The organism is Microbacterium sp. Clip185, from assembly GCF_028743715.1.
Lineage (GTDB): Bacteria > Actinomycetota > Actinomycetes > Actinomycetales > Microbacteriaceae > Microbacterium.
This window is the reverse complement of sequence record NZ_CP117996.1, coordinates 2,320,301-2,332,735: the sequence shown is the minus strand read 5'-3', so window position 1 is coordinate 2,332,735 and position 12,435 is coordinate 2,320,301. Positions and strand designations below refer to the sequence as shown.

The window sequence follows — 12,435 nt, the reverse complement described above, 5'->3', positions numbered from 1 at the left end:
CATGTGTCGGGGTGGTGACACAGCCCCGCCGGTAGGCTGGTGGAGTGACGGTCAGGCTCTATGACACCCAGGCGCAGGCGCTGCGCGACTTCGCGCCCCTGGAGGACGGCAACGTCACGATGTACGTCTGCGGCCCGACGGTGCAGTCCGGCCCGCACATCGGCCATGTGCGCGCCGCGCTGAGCTTCGATCTGCTGCGGCGTTGGCTCGCACACCGGTTCGGTCGGGTGACGTTCGTGCGCAACGTCACCGACATCGACGACAAGGTCCTCGCCAATGCAACGCCCGCCGAGCCGTGGTGGGCGCTCGCCTACCGCATGGAGCTCGCGTTCAGCCAGGCCTATTCCGCCGTCGGCATCCTCGCGCCGACGTACGAGCCTCGGGCGACCGCATCCATTCCGCAGATGATCGAGCTGATCGCGCTGCTCATCGAGCGCGGCCACGCCTACCCGGCCCCCGATGGCTCCGGCGACGTCTACTTCGACGTGCGGTCCTGGTCCGCCTACGGCGCTCTCACGCACCAGGACGTCGACGCGATGGAAGCGGCGGCGGATGCGGACCCTCGCGGCAAGCGCGACCCGCACGACTTCGCGCTGTGGAAGGGTGCGAAGCGCGGCGAGCCGGCGGATGCGCGGTGGGCGTCTCCCTGGGGTGAGGGGCGCCCGGGATGGCACATCGAGTGCTCGGCGATGTCGCGCCGCTATCTCGGACCGCACTTCGATATCCACGGCGGCGGCCTCGACCTGCGCTTTCCGCACCACGAGAACGAGCTGGCACAGTCCACGGCCGCCGGCGATGCGTTCGCGCAGTACTGGGTGCACAACGGACTGGTGACCGTCGACGGCCAGAAGATGTCGAAGTCGCTCGGCAACTTCACCCTTGCGGCCGACGTGCTCGCCGAGCGCGACCCGCTCGTCGTGCGCTATGCGCTCGCCGCCGCGCACTACCGATCGAGCCTCGATGTCTCCGGCAAGGCCTTCGATGAGGCCGAGGCGGCGGTCGAACGCATCCGGACGTTCCTCGACCGCGCCGAACGCGGGGGAGCAGCGCCGCAGACGGCCGCGATCCCTGAGGCATTCGCCGCTGCGATGGACGACGACCTCGGTGTACCGCAGGCGCTCGGCGTGCTGCACGAGACGGTGCGTGCAGGAAACGCGGCACTCGATGAGGGAGACTCGGAGAGCGCGCGCCGCCGCGCGGCCGAGGTCGTCGCCATGACCGACATCCTCGGCATCAACCCGCTCGACGAGCGGTGGCGCACGAGCGTGGACGGCCCCGAAGCCGGAGCCCTGGACGCGCTCGTTCGCGTCATGATCGACCAACGCGCCCAGGCGCGAGCAGACAAGGACTGGGCGAGCGCCGACCGGGTGCGCGATGCGATCGCGGCCGCCGGCATCGTCCTCGAAGACGGTCCCGAGGGGACCCATTGGAGTGTGAAACGTGGCTAAGCCGGGAAACCCGTCAGCCGGACGCGGCAAGAAGAAGGGTCCTACGAAGGGCACCGGCGGCAAGAACCGTCGCTCGCTCGAGGGTCGCGGTCCGACCCCCAAGGCGGAGGATCGCGCTTGGCACCCCGCCGGTAAGCGCAAGGCCGCCCAGGAGCGCTTCGTCGCGGCCGGGGGCAAGTCCGCTCCGCGTGTCGCGGGTCTGAACCGCACGCCGCGCTCGAAGCAGAACGACGACACGGAGACCGTCACCGGCCGCAACTCGGTGCTCGAGGCGCTGCGCGCCCGTATCCCCGCGACCGCGTTCTACATCGCGCAGCGCGTCGAGATGGACGACCGCGTCAAGGAGATGCTGTCGATCGCGACCCACCGCGAGATCCCGGTGCTCGAGGTCACGCGGCAGGAGCTGGACCGCATGGCAGGCTTCGACGGCGTGCACCAGGGTGTGGCGCTGAAAGTCCCTCCGTACGAGTACGCGCACCCGCAGGACCTGCTCGAGCAGATCATCGACCGCGATGAGCTGCCGCTGATCGTGGCGCTCGACGGTGTAACGGACCCCCGTAACCTGGGCGCCATCATCCGCTCCACGGCGGCGTTCGGCGGTCAGGGCCTCATCATCCCGCAGCGTCGCAGCGCGGGCGTCAACTCCGCGGCGTGGAAGACGAGTGCCGGAGCGGCAGCGCGCCTGCCCGTCGCGATGGCGGCGAACCTCACGACGACGCTCAAGGAGTTCAAGAAGCAGGGCGTGTTCGTGCTCGGCCTCGACGGCGGCGGCGACGTGGCGCTTCCGGCACTCCAGCTCGCCGACCGTCCCGTCGTGATCGTCGTGGGCTCCGAGGGCAAGGGGCTCTCGCGCCTGGTGACCGAGACGTGCGACCAGATCGTGTCGATCCCGATCTCCGCCGCGACCGAGTCCCTGAACGCGGGAATCGCCGCATCCGTCGCGCTCTACCAGGTCGCCACGCTACGTTCGGCCTGATGGTCCTGACCGAAGGAGCACCCATGTCTCGCATCGCCGTTCTCGGGGGAACCGGATACGCCGGCAGCCACATCGTCGCAGAGGCGGTCCGGCGCGGGCACACGGTGCTCTCCGTCGCGCGCACGGTTCCCGCCGAACGGGTCGAGGGTGCGACCTATGTCGAGGCCACGCTGCTGGATGTCCCGACGCTGGTGAACGAGCTGGTCGGCGTCGATGTGGTCGTCTCGGCCGTGGCCGCGCGCGGTGACATGCTCGGCGCGCTCCGCCCGGCGATCGAGCAGCTGCTTTCTGTGCTGCCCGAGGACGTGCGCATCGGCGTCATCGGCGGTGCCGGTGGAAGTCTCGTCGCCGAGGGCGGACCGCGTCTGGTCGAGACTGACGGTTTCGCCGACGAGTACAAGCCCGAAGCGCTCGAGGCCATCGGCATCCTCGAGGACCTGCAGACGCGCGCCGGTGACCGTGACTGGTTCTACATTCACCCCGCCGGAGGCTTCGGCGCCTGGGCGCCGGGGGAGCGCACCGGCTCATACCGCGACGGGGGTGACGTGCTCGTCGTCGATGAGAACGGCGAGTCCTTCATCTCGGGCGCCGACCTCGCCGTCGCCGTGCTCGACGAGATCGAGACCCCGCGTCATTCGCGGGAGCGCTTCACCGTCGGGTACTGAGCCGAAGCGGGCGGATGCGGCGGGCCGCCGCGTGTGATCAGACCAGATCGCGCCAGTCGATGGCCTCGTCGTCATCGTCGTCTGCGTCGCGCGGCACGTAGTCGTCGCGCAGGACGGGGATGACGGACGTCGCCTCGGTGGGCGGGCCCACGACGGTCGCCTCGTCACGGCGGTGGCGCAGGACATCGTCGATGTAGCTCGTCAGAACCTCCGCGAGCGGCACGGAGCGGCCGCGCGCCTGCGACATGTACCAGCTGTGCTCGAGCACCTGGTGGTACACCTCAGCGGGCTCCAGCTTGGAGCGCAGATCGAAGGGGATCGCCTTCACGACCGGCTCGAACTTCCGAGTGAGCCACTCGTGGGCGACCATCTCCTCGTCGGAGCCCACGCGGGAGATGCGTGCGCGGAACTCGTCGAGGTCGTTGAGCAGACGTCGGGCCTGGTTCTCCTCGACATCGAGACCGGTCAGGCGCAGCAGACGCCGCTGGTGGTGCCCGGCGTCGACGACCTTGGGCTGGATGGAGACGAGCGCTCCGTCGGTCGCGGTGTCGATCGACATCTCACCGATGTCGAACCCGAGCGCGTTCAACCGTTGGACGCGCTCGGTGATGCGCCACGACTCCGCCGCGGAGAAGCTCTCCTTGTCGGTCAGCGCCGCCCACAGCGAGCGGTACGAGGAGACGATGCCGTCGGCGATGTCGAGCGCGTCGACGTCTCCGGCCAGACGTCCGCCGGCGGCGAGGTCCATGATCTCGCCCGCGATGTTCGTGCGCGCGACGTCCAGGTCGTGCTCGCGCTGACCGGGGGTGAGGCCGCTCTCGTGCAGTTCGCCCGTCTCCGCATCGACGAGGTAGGCGGCGAAAGCTCCCGCATCCCGTCGGAAGAGGGTGTTGGAGAGGGAGACATCACCCCAGAAGAAGCCCACGTTGTGCAGACGCACCAAGAGCACGGCGAGCGCGTCGACGAGGCGCGAGGCCGTGTTGGGGCGCAGCACCTGGGTGAACAGGGCGCGGTAAGGCAGGGAGAACTTGAGGTGGGCGGTCACGAGCGCCGCGGGCAGGGGATGACCGGCCGCATCGGTCCGCCCGTCGATGACCGCGAAACGGTCGACGCAGGGGACGTCGAGGCGGGCGAGGTTGCCCAGCATGTCATACTCGCGCCGCGCCATCTCGCCGGTGGTCTCCTTGACGGCGATGACCTTGCCGCTGAGGGTCGAGAAGCGCACCAGGTGGCGCGAGAGACCTTTGGGGAGTTGCACGATGTCGTTGCTGGACCAGTCCGCGAGCGGCGTGCTCCACGGCAGCGTCAAGAGTGCGGGATCGATCGCACTGGCCGTGATGGTCAGCGAGTCCGCCATGGTGTCCCTCCACATATGTCGCGGCGCGGCGGATCCGGGTGGATCCGCCGCGCCGCGGGGGTCGTTCCGATCAGACCGAAGCGATCGCCTTGTCGTTCAGGCGCTCGCCGCTCTCGAGGTCGAACACGTGCACGTGACCGGGGACGGGGGCGAGGATGACCGTCTCGCCGGCGCTCGGGTGACGACGACCGTCGACGCGCGCCACGATGTCGGTGCGCTTGCCGTTGATCTCGGAGTGGCCGTACAGGTAGCCGTCGGCGCCGAGCTCCTCGATCAGGTCGACGACGACCGACAGGCCCTTGCCGTCGGCGGGAGCGACCTGGATGTCCTCGGGACGCACGCCGATGGTGACCTCGGAGCCGTGAGCCTTGCCGATGGTGTCGGCCTCGACGGGGACCACGAGGTCACCGAAGCGGACGCCGCCCTCGGCCAGGTCGGCCGGGAAGAGGTTCATGGCGGGGGAGCCGATGAAGCCGGCGACGAAGACGTTCTTCGGCTTCTCGTACAGGTCACGCGGGGTGCCGACCTGCTGCAGCAGGCCGTCCTTCAGCACGGCGATGCGGTCGCCCATGGTGAGGGCCTCGGTCTGGTCGTGCGTGACGTAGACCGTGGTGACGCCGAGGCGACGCACCAGCGACGCGATCTGCGTACGCGTCTGCACGCGGAGCTTGGCGTCGAGGTTCGACAGCGGCTCGTCCATGAGGAACACCTGGGGCTGACGCACGATGGCGCGACCCATGGCGACACGCTGACGCTGACCACCCGAGAGGGCCTTCGGCTTGCGGGTCAGGTACTCCTCGAGGTCGAGGAGCTTGGCGGCCTCGAGCACACGCTGGGCGCGCTCTTCCTTGCCGACGCCGGCGATCTTGAGCGCGAAGCCCATGTTCTCGGCGACCGTCATGTGGGGGTAGAGGGCGTAGTTCTGGAACACCATCGCGATGTCGCGGTCCTTCGGCGGGACGTCGGTGACGTCGCGGTCGCCGATGCGGATGCTGCCCGAGTTGACCTCTTCGAGGCCGGCGAGCATGCGCAGCGAGGTGGACTTACCGCAACCGGAGGGGCCGACCAGGACGAGGAACTCGCCGTCTCCGACCTCGAGGTTGAGCTTGTCGACGGCCGGGCGGGTTCCCCCCGGGTACAGACGCGTTGCGTTGTCGAACGTGACAGTTGCCACTGTTTCTTCTCCTTCACCGGCAGGTACGTGCCGGACGATCCGTAGTGATGGATGCGCGGGGGTGACCCGCAACGCCCGCCATCGGGCGCACCTCTCAGTATGGCACGAGCGTCTGGGCATTTCTCAGACAGTCTGGCTAGCATCGGATCGGCCGTTTCCCGGGCGGCCCGACCGGACTCCGCCGGTCCCTACGTTTTCTTCAGAGGTCCTATGTCGAGCGACGACTCATCGAACGTCCCGGCGCCGAGCGACCGCCGCGAGGCGGTGCGCGAGAAGGCGCAGCGAGTGCGGCAGCGCCACGCGCGTGTCGGTCGACTTCGCCTGGCTGCTCTCTCGATCAGCGGTGTGGCGGTCGTCGGTGCCGTGGTCGCCGCTGTGGTGTTCGCGGTGAGTTCCTCGACCTCCGCTCCTCAGCTCCAGCCGAGCGGTGCGGTCGACGGAGGCTTCGCGGTCGCATCCGTCTCGGGTGTGTCGGTGCTCGGCGGCTCGGTGGACGAGCCTGCTCCGTCCGAATCCTCGGCGCCGCAGGGTGACGCGACTCCTACGCCGGTTCCGACCAACCGGTCCTCCGTCGACATCCGCGTGTACGTGGACTACCTCGCCCCCGGGGCGAAGCAGTTCGAGACGGCGAACGCGCCCCAGCTCTCCTCGTGGGTGACGGAGGGGGCAGCGACGCTCTCGTACCACCCCGTCGCCATGCTCACGGCCAAGTCGAACGGCACGAAGTACTCGCTGCGTGCGGCGGGTGCGGCCGCCTGCGTGGCGACCTACTCGCCCGACACGGTTTTCGCGTTCAACCACCAGCTGCTCCTGCAGCAGCCGGAGGCCACATCCGACGGACTGAGCGACGACACGCTCGCCGACGTGGCCCAGGCGGCCGGCGCCTCCGATCCGCGTCAGGTGCGCTCCTGCATCGAGAACGGCGAGTTCATGGCGTGGGCCAAGACCGCGACCGATGCGGCCGTCGCAGGCATCCCGGGTACCGACGGTCTCACCTTGACCAGCACGCCCATGATCTTCGTGAACGGCGAGCTCTACCAGGGTGCGCTGGATGACCCGAAGGAGTTCGCGCAGTTCGTGCTCACCACGGCGAGCGACGCGTACTACCGCACCGCGAGCCCGACTCCCACGCCCACGCCCACGTCGTAATCCCCGCGCAGGGAGCGCATAGACTCGTCCCTGCGCTCGCGAGGGCGTCAGACCGCGAGGCGGTCATGCCGGCTTGGCGCAATTGGTAGCGCACCGTACTTGTAATACGGGGGTTGCAGGTTCAAGTCCTGTAGCCGGCACGGATTGAATCGGGCGTCGACGCGCACGTTGTCATACGGGGGTTGCAGGTTCACGTCCTGTAGCCGGCACTGGAATCACGAGGGCGTCGACGCGCACGTTGTCATACGGGGGTTGCAGGTTCACGTCCTGTAGCCGGCACCGCCGCACCGACACCACCTCGACGGGGGTGACGCGGGTGAGCCGACGTTAGAAGCCGGGAAGCAGGACGCCGGCGGTGACGGCCACGGCGATCGCTGCCAGTCCCGCCCACGTCGCAGCAATGAAGGGCAGGCGCTCACGCGTGCGCAACCGCTGCCGGTTGATCGGGTCGGAGACGACCGTCGTCAGCGACGCCTTGGCGGCTGCGAGGGTGGAGTAGCGCCCCACCGGCGAGGAGAAGCGGTCGAACGCGACGAAGCTACCGTCGTCGTTCCTATCGATGTAGCCGAAGAAGTCACCGTCGCGCTGAGCGACGTACAGTCCGTCGTCGGCCTGATTCCACGTGGTCCGCGATGCGGCGGTGACGAATGGCGCGAGGGTGGTCGTCATGCCGCGCGCCGGCGTGGCTGCTGCTGGGCTGCCGGGACCTCTTCGTCGATGTCCACCGTGAGTCCCGCCGTCGAGCTGGCAGCCTCGGCGAGCGACTGGAGGAATCCGGGGTTGAGCGCCTCGGGCTCGGCGGATGAGAAGACGAACCGCAGCGGAATCGAGGAGTGGATCCACAACGTCTCTCGTCCCGCCGCTGCGCGGAGGTTGATCGTGAACGACTCCTGGCGTCGCAGCTTGGTCGTGGCGACCACTTTGACGTGGGCGAGCAGACGATCGCTCATCTCGATCGGGTCGGTGGCGTTTGCGTAGTAGAGCTTTCCCATGAGGGTGCCTTTCGATCGATGAAGCTTGTTCGATGAGGACATTACTAGGTAGGCTAGCGATATGGCAAACAAACATTTCGCAAATCGTGGGGTGCGATGAGCGACCGCGCGATGTACTGGTACGACGCGAATGACGTGCGCCAGCAAGCCGGCCGGCGCGTGCTCGAAGCGCTGCGCACCTATCGCGCCTCCGAGATGGCGATGCGGCGTCGGACACAGGAGTCCATGGGGATGGGGGAGAACGACCTTCTCGTGCTGCAGTACCTGATGCGCCAGACGAAGCAGGGTAGAGAAGTATCGCCCGTCGACATCGGTCGCTACCTCGGTGTCTCCACACCGTCGGTCACGGGCATTCTCGATCGGCTCGAGCGCAGTGGGCATCTGCGCCGCAAGCCGCACCCCAAGGATCGTCGCCGCCTGCTCGTCGAGACCACCGATCTCGCCCACGTCGAGGTGCGTCGCACGCTCGACGGCATGCACGCGCGGATGATGGCTGCCGTGCGCTCCCTCGACCCGGATGATGCGGCCGCCATCGTCGGGTTTCTTCACGCGATGACCGAAGCGGTGGACGCGGTCGATTCTGCCGTTGCGAGCAGCGCCGCCTCCGCCTGAGCCCGGTCAGTCCGCACCGCACGGTGCACGTAGTCTCGATCGGTGACTTCGCCCCACCCACGACGCCTTCCCCGACCGATCGCCGTGGCCGGTGCCGTTCTCGTCGGCGTGCTGACGGCGACGCAGGCGCAGATCAATGGCGCACTCGGTGCGGCCATCGGCGATGCGTTGACGGCAGCCGCCATCTCGTTCGGATCGGGTTTCGTCATCCTGCTCGCCCTCAGCGCGCTGCTGGCGGGCGGTCGTGCGGGAATCGCCCGCCTGATCGCGGGCGTTCGTGAGCGCCGCATCCCGGTGTGGATGATCCTCGGCGGCGCCGCGGGCGCGTTCACCGTCTTCACGCAGGGACTCGCGGTCGCGGCGATCGGCGTCGCGGCCTTCACCGTCGGCGTGGTCGCGGGCCAGACCGTCAACGGCGTCGTCCTCGATCGGGTCGGCTACGGCCCCGCCGGCGTCGTCGGCGTCACGATAGGACGCCTTGCCGGGGCTCTGCTCGTCGTTGCGGCGGTCGTCGTCTCACTGGTGGGCGAGGGAGCGGCATCCGTTCCCGTCTGGCTGCTCGTGCTTCCCCTGCTCGCGGGAGCGGGAATCGCCTGGCAGCAGGCCACGAACGGGCGGCTGCGCAACGAGGTGGGCAGTCCGCTGACGGCCACACTCGTGAACTTCGCCGGTGGCACCGTGCTCCTGACGGCTGCGGCCGCCGTGCAGCTCGTGCTTGCAGGAACGCGTCGATTGCCGACCGAGCCCTGGCTCTACGTGGGCGGCGCCATCGGCGTCGTCTACATCTTCCTGTCGGCAGCGCTCGTGCGGCACACCGGTGTGTTGCAGCTGGGGCTCGGCTCGGTGGTCGGCCTTCTCGGAGCCTCGGTCGTCATCGATGCGCTCTTTCCCGGCCATGCCGGGCCGCCCATCGAGGTGGCGCTCATCGCCGTGGTCGTCGCCGTCGTCGGCGTCGTCGTGGCGACCGTCCCCCGGTGGCGACGGCGGTGATCAGCGCGGGAGACTGCTGAGGAACGCGGCGCCGTCGACCTGCTTGATCCGCGCCTCACGGGAGAGGCCGGGCTTGCCCCCGACATACAGCCAGCCCAACAGGCGCTCGTTCTTGCTCAGTCCGTGCACCTTGGCGACGGCCTTGCTCCGGGTATAGCTCCCGGTGCGCCAGATGACACCCCAGCCGGCCTCATCGAGAGCAAGGCTCAGCATGTGTGCGACGCCGGACGCGACCGCCTCCTGCTCCCACTCCGGCACCTTGTCCTTCCGGATGCGGGCGACGACCGCGATCAGCAGTGGGGCACGCAGCGGCTTGGTCGACGCTCCGTCTTTCTTCTCCGCCTTGTGGATCGCGCGCCCGAGGCGCTCGCGGTCCTCCCCGCGCAGCTCGATCAGCCGCCACGGCCGCAGCGACGAGTGGTCGGCCACCCGTCCCGCGGCAGCGACCATGTCGACGAGCTCGTCGTGCGTCGGCGCCTCGTCGGTCACTTTCGACCACGATCGGCGCACGCGCATCGCGTCGCGTGCGCCGGTGGTCATTCGCCGGCCTCCGGGGTGAACTCGAGAGCGATCGAGTTCATGCAGTACCGATCGCCGGTGGGCGTGCCGAAGCCATCCGGGAACACGTGGCCCAGGTGGGAGCCGCAGGAGGCGCAGCGCACCTCGGTACGCACCATCCCGTGACTGTTGTCCTCGATCAGCTCCACTGCCTCCGGGCGGACCGACTCGTAGAAGCTCGGCCAGCCGCAGTGCGAATCGAACTTCGTTCCGCTCTGGAACAGCTCGGCACCGCACGCGGCACACGCGTAAAGACCCGCGCGTGACTCATCGAGCAGTTCGCCCGTCCACGCACGCTCCGTCGCGGCCTCACGCAAGACCGCGTACTTGTCCGCTCCGAGCTCCTCGCGCCACTGCTCCTCGGACTTGTTCACTGCGTAGCTCATTCGTCCTCCTTCTGCTCCATTCAACCCGACCGGCGAGGGCACTGTTCCCGTGTGACCGAGAATGAGCGGGTGAGCGAACTCGAGGCCGTCATCGCGCGCTACCGGCGCTTCGCCGAAGAAGAGGCGCCGGGTCGCAGCAGTCTCTACGAGAGGTGGGCGCAGTCGGTGTGGACCACGCCGGAACTCGCCACGGTCCTTGCGCGGATACCGGCGACCCACCGGCAGCCGCCCCTCGTGTTCGCCGTCAGCAGGCTCCTGGGGGCGTCGGAGGCGGAGCATGCGGACTGGGGGGCGTGGGTGCTCGCGCACGCCGACGCCCTCGTATCGGAGTCCGCGGCGCGCTCCGTGCAGACGAACGAGCCCGGGCGCTGCGCGGCGCTGCTTCCCGCGCTCTCGCAGATCGAGGGTCCTATCGCGCTGCTCGAGATCGGCGCCAGTGCCGGCCTGTGCCTCTATCCGGATCGCTACTCCTATCGCTACGACGCGGATGCGGGACGAACACGAAGGCTCGATCCGACCGCCGGCCCCGCTGCGGTCGTCCTCACATCCACGTGGAGTGGTCCGGAGACGGAGCTGCGCATGCCGACGGTCGTGTGGCGGGCGGGCATCGACCTGCATCCGCTCGACGCCCGCTCCGCCGAGGATCGCCGGTGGCTGACGGGGCTTGTGTGGCCGGGGGAGGAGGGGCGCCGGGAGCGTATCGAGGCCGCCCTCGATATCGCTGCCGAGGAGCCGCCGATTCTGCGAGCGGCGGATGCGGCGGCGCAGGGCGTCATCGCGGAGCTTGCGATGGCCGCCCCGCCCGACGCGACCCTCGTGGTCACGACGCCGGGCGTGCTCGCCCATGTTCCCAGGGACGGGCGGCGACGCATCATCGATGCGGCTCGGGCATCAGGACGCTGGATCACGATCGACGCACCGGGATTGCACGACGGTTGGAGCGCGCCGATCGAAGCGGCCGCCTGGCCGAAGGATCGCTTCGCGCTGGCGCTGGATGGCGAGGTGCTCGCCGCGGTCGACCCGTTGGGCGCGGCTGTGGAGTGGCGTCCGGATGCGGCGGGCATGCTCGGTTAGCGTGGCCCTGTGCCCGTGCGCGACTCCGCATCCGACGCTCTGAGCGAGCGGGATACCCAGCTGCTCGCCTTCGAGGCGCGCTGGCTCGCGCACACCGATGCCAAGGAGGAGGCGATCCGCGTCGAGCTCCAGCTCGCACCGGCGCGTTACTACCAGCTGCTGGGGCGACTGGTCGACTCGCAAGCCGCCCTGGCGCACGATCCGCTCCTGGTAGGTCGCCTGCGTCGCATCCGTGACGAGCGTCGGCGTGAGCGCTCGACGGCCCGGCGCGGCGCCTGAGGCCTCGCTCTTCGGGCGGAGCGAGGCGCTCCGGTAGCATCGGGGGGTGTCCCGAACTCCGCAGCCCCGCGACCGCTTCGACGACCTGCCGAACACCTCGGGGCGTGTAGGAGCGCACCGCGCCGAGAACCCGCGCATGCGGGCGGGAGTCGTCACACTGTGGGCGATCGTCGTGACCATCGTCCTCATCGCCGCGGGGATCTTCGGGAGCCTGGTGCTCTCCGGGCGCATCGTGCTGGTGCCCTCGCCGACTCCCACGCCCACGCCGACGCCGGAGGTGACGCCGGTCGTCGACATGTCCTTCTCCGTTCTGGTGCTCAACGCGACGCCGGAGACAGGGCTGGCAACCACCATGAAGGACGAGCTCATCGCGAAGGGCTGGAGTGCAGACCTCGTCAACGCGAGCAGTGCCAGCGCCACCGATTTCGCCCAGACGACGGTCTACTACGCCTTCCCGGGCGACGAGGCGGCAGCGAAGGGGCTCGCCGAACTCATCGGCGGAGCGGACGTCGCCCAGAGCACCACGTACCAGCCGACCGACGACGCCGGCACGGCCGATGTGGACGAGTCACAGGCCAAGCAACTGACGATCGTGATCGGGCTCGATCGCACCGCCGCCGGTGCGCCCAGCCCCACTCCTACCTCCTGAGGCCCGTCGCCGAGGGCCGCGTGTTTCCGCGGCGTAAACAGTTCGCTGCCGCCGTGTCAACTGTGCCGAATCCGTCGCTTCGACGCTGTTTGGGCTGCATACGATGACTGCGTTCTACAGCATCAG

15 protein-coding genes and 1 tRNA gene are annotated in these 12,435 nt (G+C 69.0%); 10 read left to right on the top strand and 6 right to left on the bottom strand.

The window, feature by feature from the left end:
• The first annotated feature begins 44 nt into the window (after positions 1-44).
• From cysS to PQV94_RS11355, 3 genes are read left to right on the top strand one after another with little or no spacing between them, the layout of a single operon-like run.
• Positions 45-1,448 carry a cysteine--tRNA ligase gene (cysS, locus tag PQV94_RS11365; protein WP_274285932.1) on the top strand — a complete coding sequence of 468 codons (1,404 nt, stop codon included), beginning with the start codon at positions 45-47 and terminating at the stop codon, positions 1,446-1,448.
• Positions 1,441-2,424 (top strand): 23S rRNA (guanosine(2251)-2'-O)-methyltransferase RlmB, encoded by a 984-nt coding sequence (gene rlmB, locus PQV94_RS11360; protein WP_274285931.1) that lies wholly within the window; start codon positions 1,441-1,443, stop codon positions 2,422-2,424. The genes cysS and rlmB overlap by 8 nt, the downstream gene beginning before the upstream one ends.
• A gap of 23 nt (positions 2,425-2,447) precedes the next feature.
• Complete coding sequence (locus PQV94_RS11355) at positions 2,448-3,089, top strand: NAD(P)-dependent oxidoreductase (protein WP_274285930.1); 642 nt, start codon at positions 2,448-2,450, stop codon at positions 3,087-3,089.
• Between the two features lie 37 nt (positions 3,090-3,126).
• On the opposite strand, the gene PQV94_RS11350 is transcribed toward PQV94_RS11355, so the two are convergent.
• Together PQV94_RS11350 and PQV94_RS11345 are read right to left on the bottom strand one after the other, a co-directional pair.
• Positions 3,127-4,446 (bottom strand): DUF4032 domain-containing protein, encoded by a 1,320-nt coding sequence (locus PQV94_RS11350; RefSeq protein ID WP_274285929.1) that lies wholly within the window; start codon positions 4,444-4,446, stop codon positions 3,127-3,129.
• 70 nt (positions 4,447-4,516) lie between these two features.
• Positions 4,517-5,620, bottom strand: a complete 1,104-nt coding sequence (locus PQV94_RS11345) for an ABC transporter ATP-binding protein (RefSeq protein WP_274285928.1) — start codon at positions 5,618-5,620, stop codon at positions 4,517-4,519.
• Positions 5,621-5,830: 210 nt separating this feature from the next.
• Between PQV94_RS11345 and PQV94_RS11340 the strand changes: the two genes are divergently transcribed.
• Both PQV94_RS11340 and PQV94_RS11335 read left to right on the top strand, forming a co-directional pair.
• Positions 5,831-6,769, top strand: a complete 939-nt coding sequence (locus PQV94_RS11340; RefSeq protein ID WP_274285927.1) for a DsbA family protein — start codon at positions 5,831-5,833, stop codon at positions 6,767-6,769.
• Positions 6,770-6,836: 67 nt separating this feature from the next.
• Positions 6,837-6,909: transfer RNA gene (locus tag PQV94_RS11335), tRNA-Thr, on the top strand.
• Between the two features lie 187 nt (positions 6,910-7,096).
• Here PQV94_RS11335 and PQV94_RS11330 read toward each other — a convergent pair.
• Positions 7,097-7,438, bottom strand: a complete 342-nt coding sequence (locus PQV94_RS11330) for a hypothetical protein (RefSeq protein ID WP_274285926.1) — start codon at positions 7,436-7,438, stop codon at positions 7,097-7,099.
• Complete coding sequence (locus tag PQV94_RS11325; RefSeq protein ID WP_274285925.1) at positions 7,435-7,761, bottom strand: DUF7882 family protein; 327 nt, start codon at positions 7,759-7,761, stop codon at positions 7,435-7,437. Before PQV94_RS11325 ends, PQV94_RS11330 begins: the two co-directional genes overlap by 4 nt.
• Positions 7,762-7,857: 96 nt before the next feature.
• Between PQV94_RS11325 and PQV94_RS11320 the strand changes: the two genes are divergently transcribed.
• Together PQV94_RS11320 and PQV94_RS11315 are read left to right on the top strand one after the other, a co-directional pair.
• Complete coding sequence (locus tag PQV94_RS11320; RefSeq protein ID WP_274285924.1) at positions 7,858-8,373, top strand: MarR family winged helix-turn-helix transcriptional regulator; 516 nt, start codon at positions 7,858-7,860, stop codon at positions 8,371-8,373.
• A gap of 42 nt (positions 8,374-8,415) precedes the next feature.
• On the top strand, positions 8,416-9,363 hold the full coding sequence (locus PQV94_RS11315) for a DMT family transporter (RefSeq protein ID WP_274285923.1): 948 nt from the start codon (positions 8,416-8,418) through the stop codon (positions 9,361-9,363).
• Here PQV94_RS11315 and PQV94_RS11310 read toward each other — a convergent pair whose 3' ends face one another.
• Both PQV94_RS11310 and msrB read right to left on the bottom strand, forming a co-directional pair.
• The gene (locus PQV94_RS11310) at positions 9,364-9,903 is read right to left on the bottom strand and encodes a nitroreductase family protein (protein WP_274285922.1); all 540 of its coding nucleotides are present in this window, start codon (positions 9,901-9,903) and stop codon (positions 9,364-9,366) included. It lies immediately after the preceding gene.
• On the bottom strand, positions 9,900-10,307 hold the full coding sequence (msrB, locus tag PQV94_RS11305) for a peptide-methionine (R)-S-oxide reductase MsrB (RefSeq protein WP_274285921.1): 408 nt from the start codon (positions 10,305-10,307) through the stop codon (positions 9,900-9,902). Before msrB ends, PQV94_RS11310 begins: the two co-directional genes overlap by 4 nt.
• Positions 10,308-10,376: 69 nt before the next feature.
• Between msrB and PQV94_RS11300 the strand changes: the two genes are divergently transcribed.
• The 3 genes from PQV94_RS11300 to PQV94_RS11290 are packed head-to-tail and all read left to right on the top strand — an operon-like array spanning position 10,377 to position 12,309.
• Positions 10,377-11,381 carry a DUF2332 domain-containing protein gene (locus tag PQV94_RS11300; protein ID WP_274285920.1) on the top strand — a complete coding sequence of 335 codons (1,005 nt, stop codon included), beginning with the start codon at positions 10,377-10,379 and terminating at the stop codon, positions 11,379-11,381.
• 9 nt (positions 11,382-11,390) lie between these two features.
• A complete protein-coding gene (locus tag PQV94_RS11295) occupies positions 11,391-11,660 on the top strand; it encodes a DUF3263 domain-containing protein (protein ID WP_274285919.1) in 270 nt (89 codons plus the stop codon).
• A 46-nt stretch (positions 11,661-11,706) separates the two neighbouring features.
• A complete protein-coding gene (locus tag PQV94_RS11290; protein ID WP_274285918.1) occupies positions 11,707-12,309 on the top strand; it encodes a LytR C-terminal domain-containing protein in 603 nt (200 codons plus the stop codon).
• The last annotated feature ends 126 nt before the right edge of the window (positions 12,310-12,435 follow it).

Coding starts and splice junctions, on each gene's coding strand:
- PQV94_RS11355 (WP_274285930.1), top strand. CDS start 2,448: ATGTCTCGCATCGCCGTTCTCGGGGGAACCGGATACGCCGGCAGCCAC.
- PQV94_RS11350 (WP_274285929.1), bottom strand. CDS start 4,446: ATGGCGGACTCGCTGACCATCACGGCCAGTGCGATCGATCCCGCACTC.
- PQV94_RS11340 (WP_274285927.1), top strand. CDS start 5,831: ATGTCGAGCGACGACTCATCGAACGTCCCGGCGCCGAGCGACCGCCGC.
- PQV94_RS11330 (WP_274285926.1), bottom strand. CDS start 7,438: ATGACGACCACCCTCGCGCCATTCGTCACCGCCGCATCGCGGACCACG.
- PQV94_RS11325 (WP_274285925.1), bottom strand. CDS start 7,761: ATGGGAAAGCTCTACTACGCAAACGCCACCGACCCGATCGAGATGAGC.
- PQV94_RS11320 (WP_274285924.1), top strand. CDS start 7,858: ATGAGCGACCGCGCGATGTACTGGTACGACGCGAATGACGTGCGCCAG.
- PQV94_RS11310 (WP_274285922.1), bottom strand. CDS start 9,903: ATGACCACCGGCGCACGCGACGCGATGCGCGTGCGCCGATCGTGGTCG.
- msrB (WP_274285921.1), bottom strand. CDS start 10,307: ATGAGCTACGCAGTGAACAAGTCCGAGGAGCAGTGGCGCGAGGAGCTC.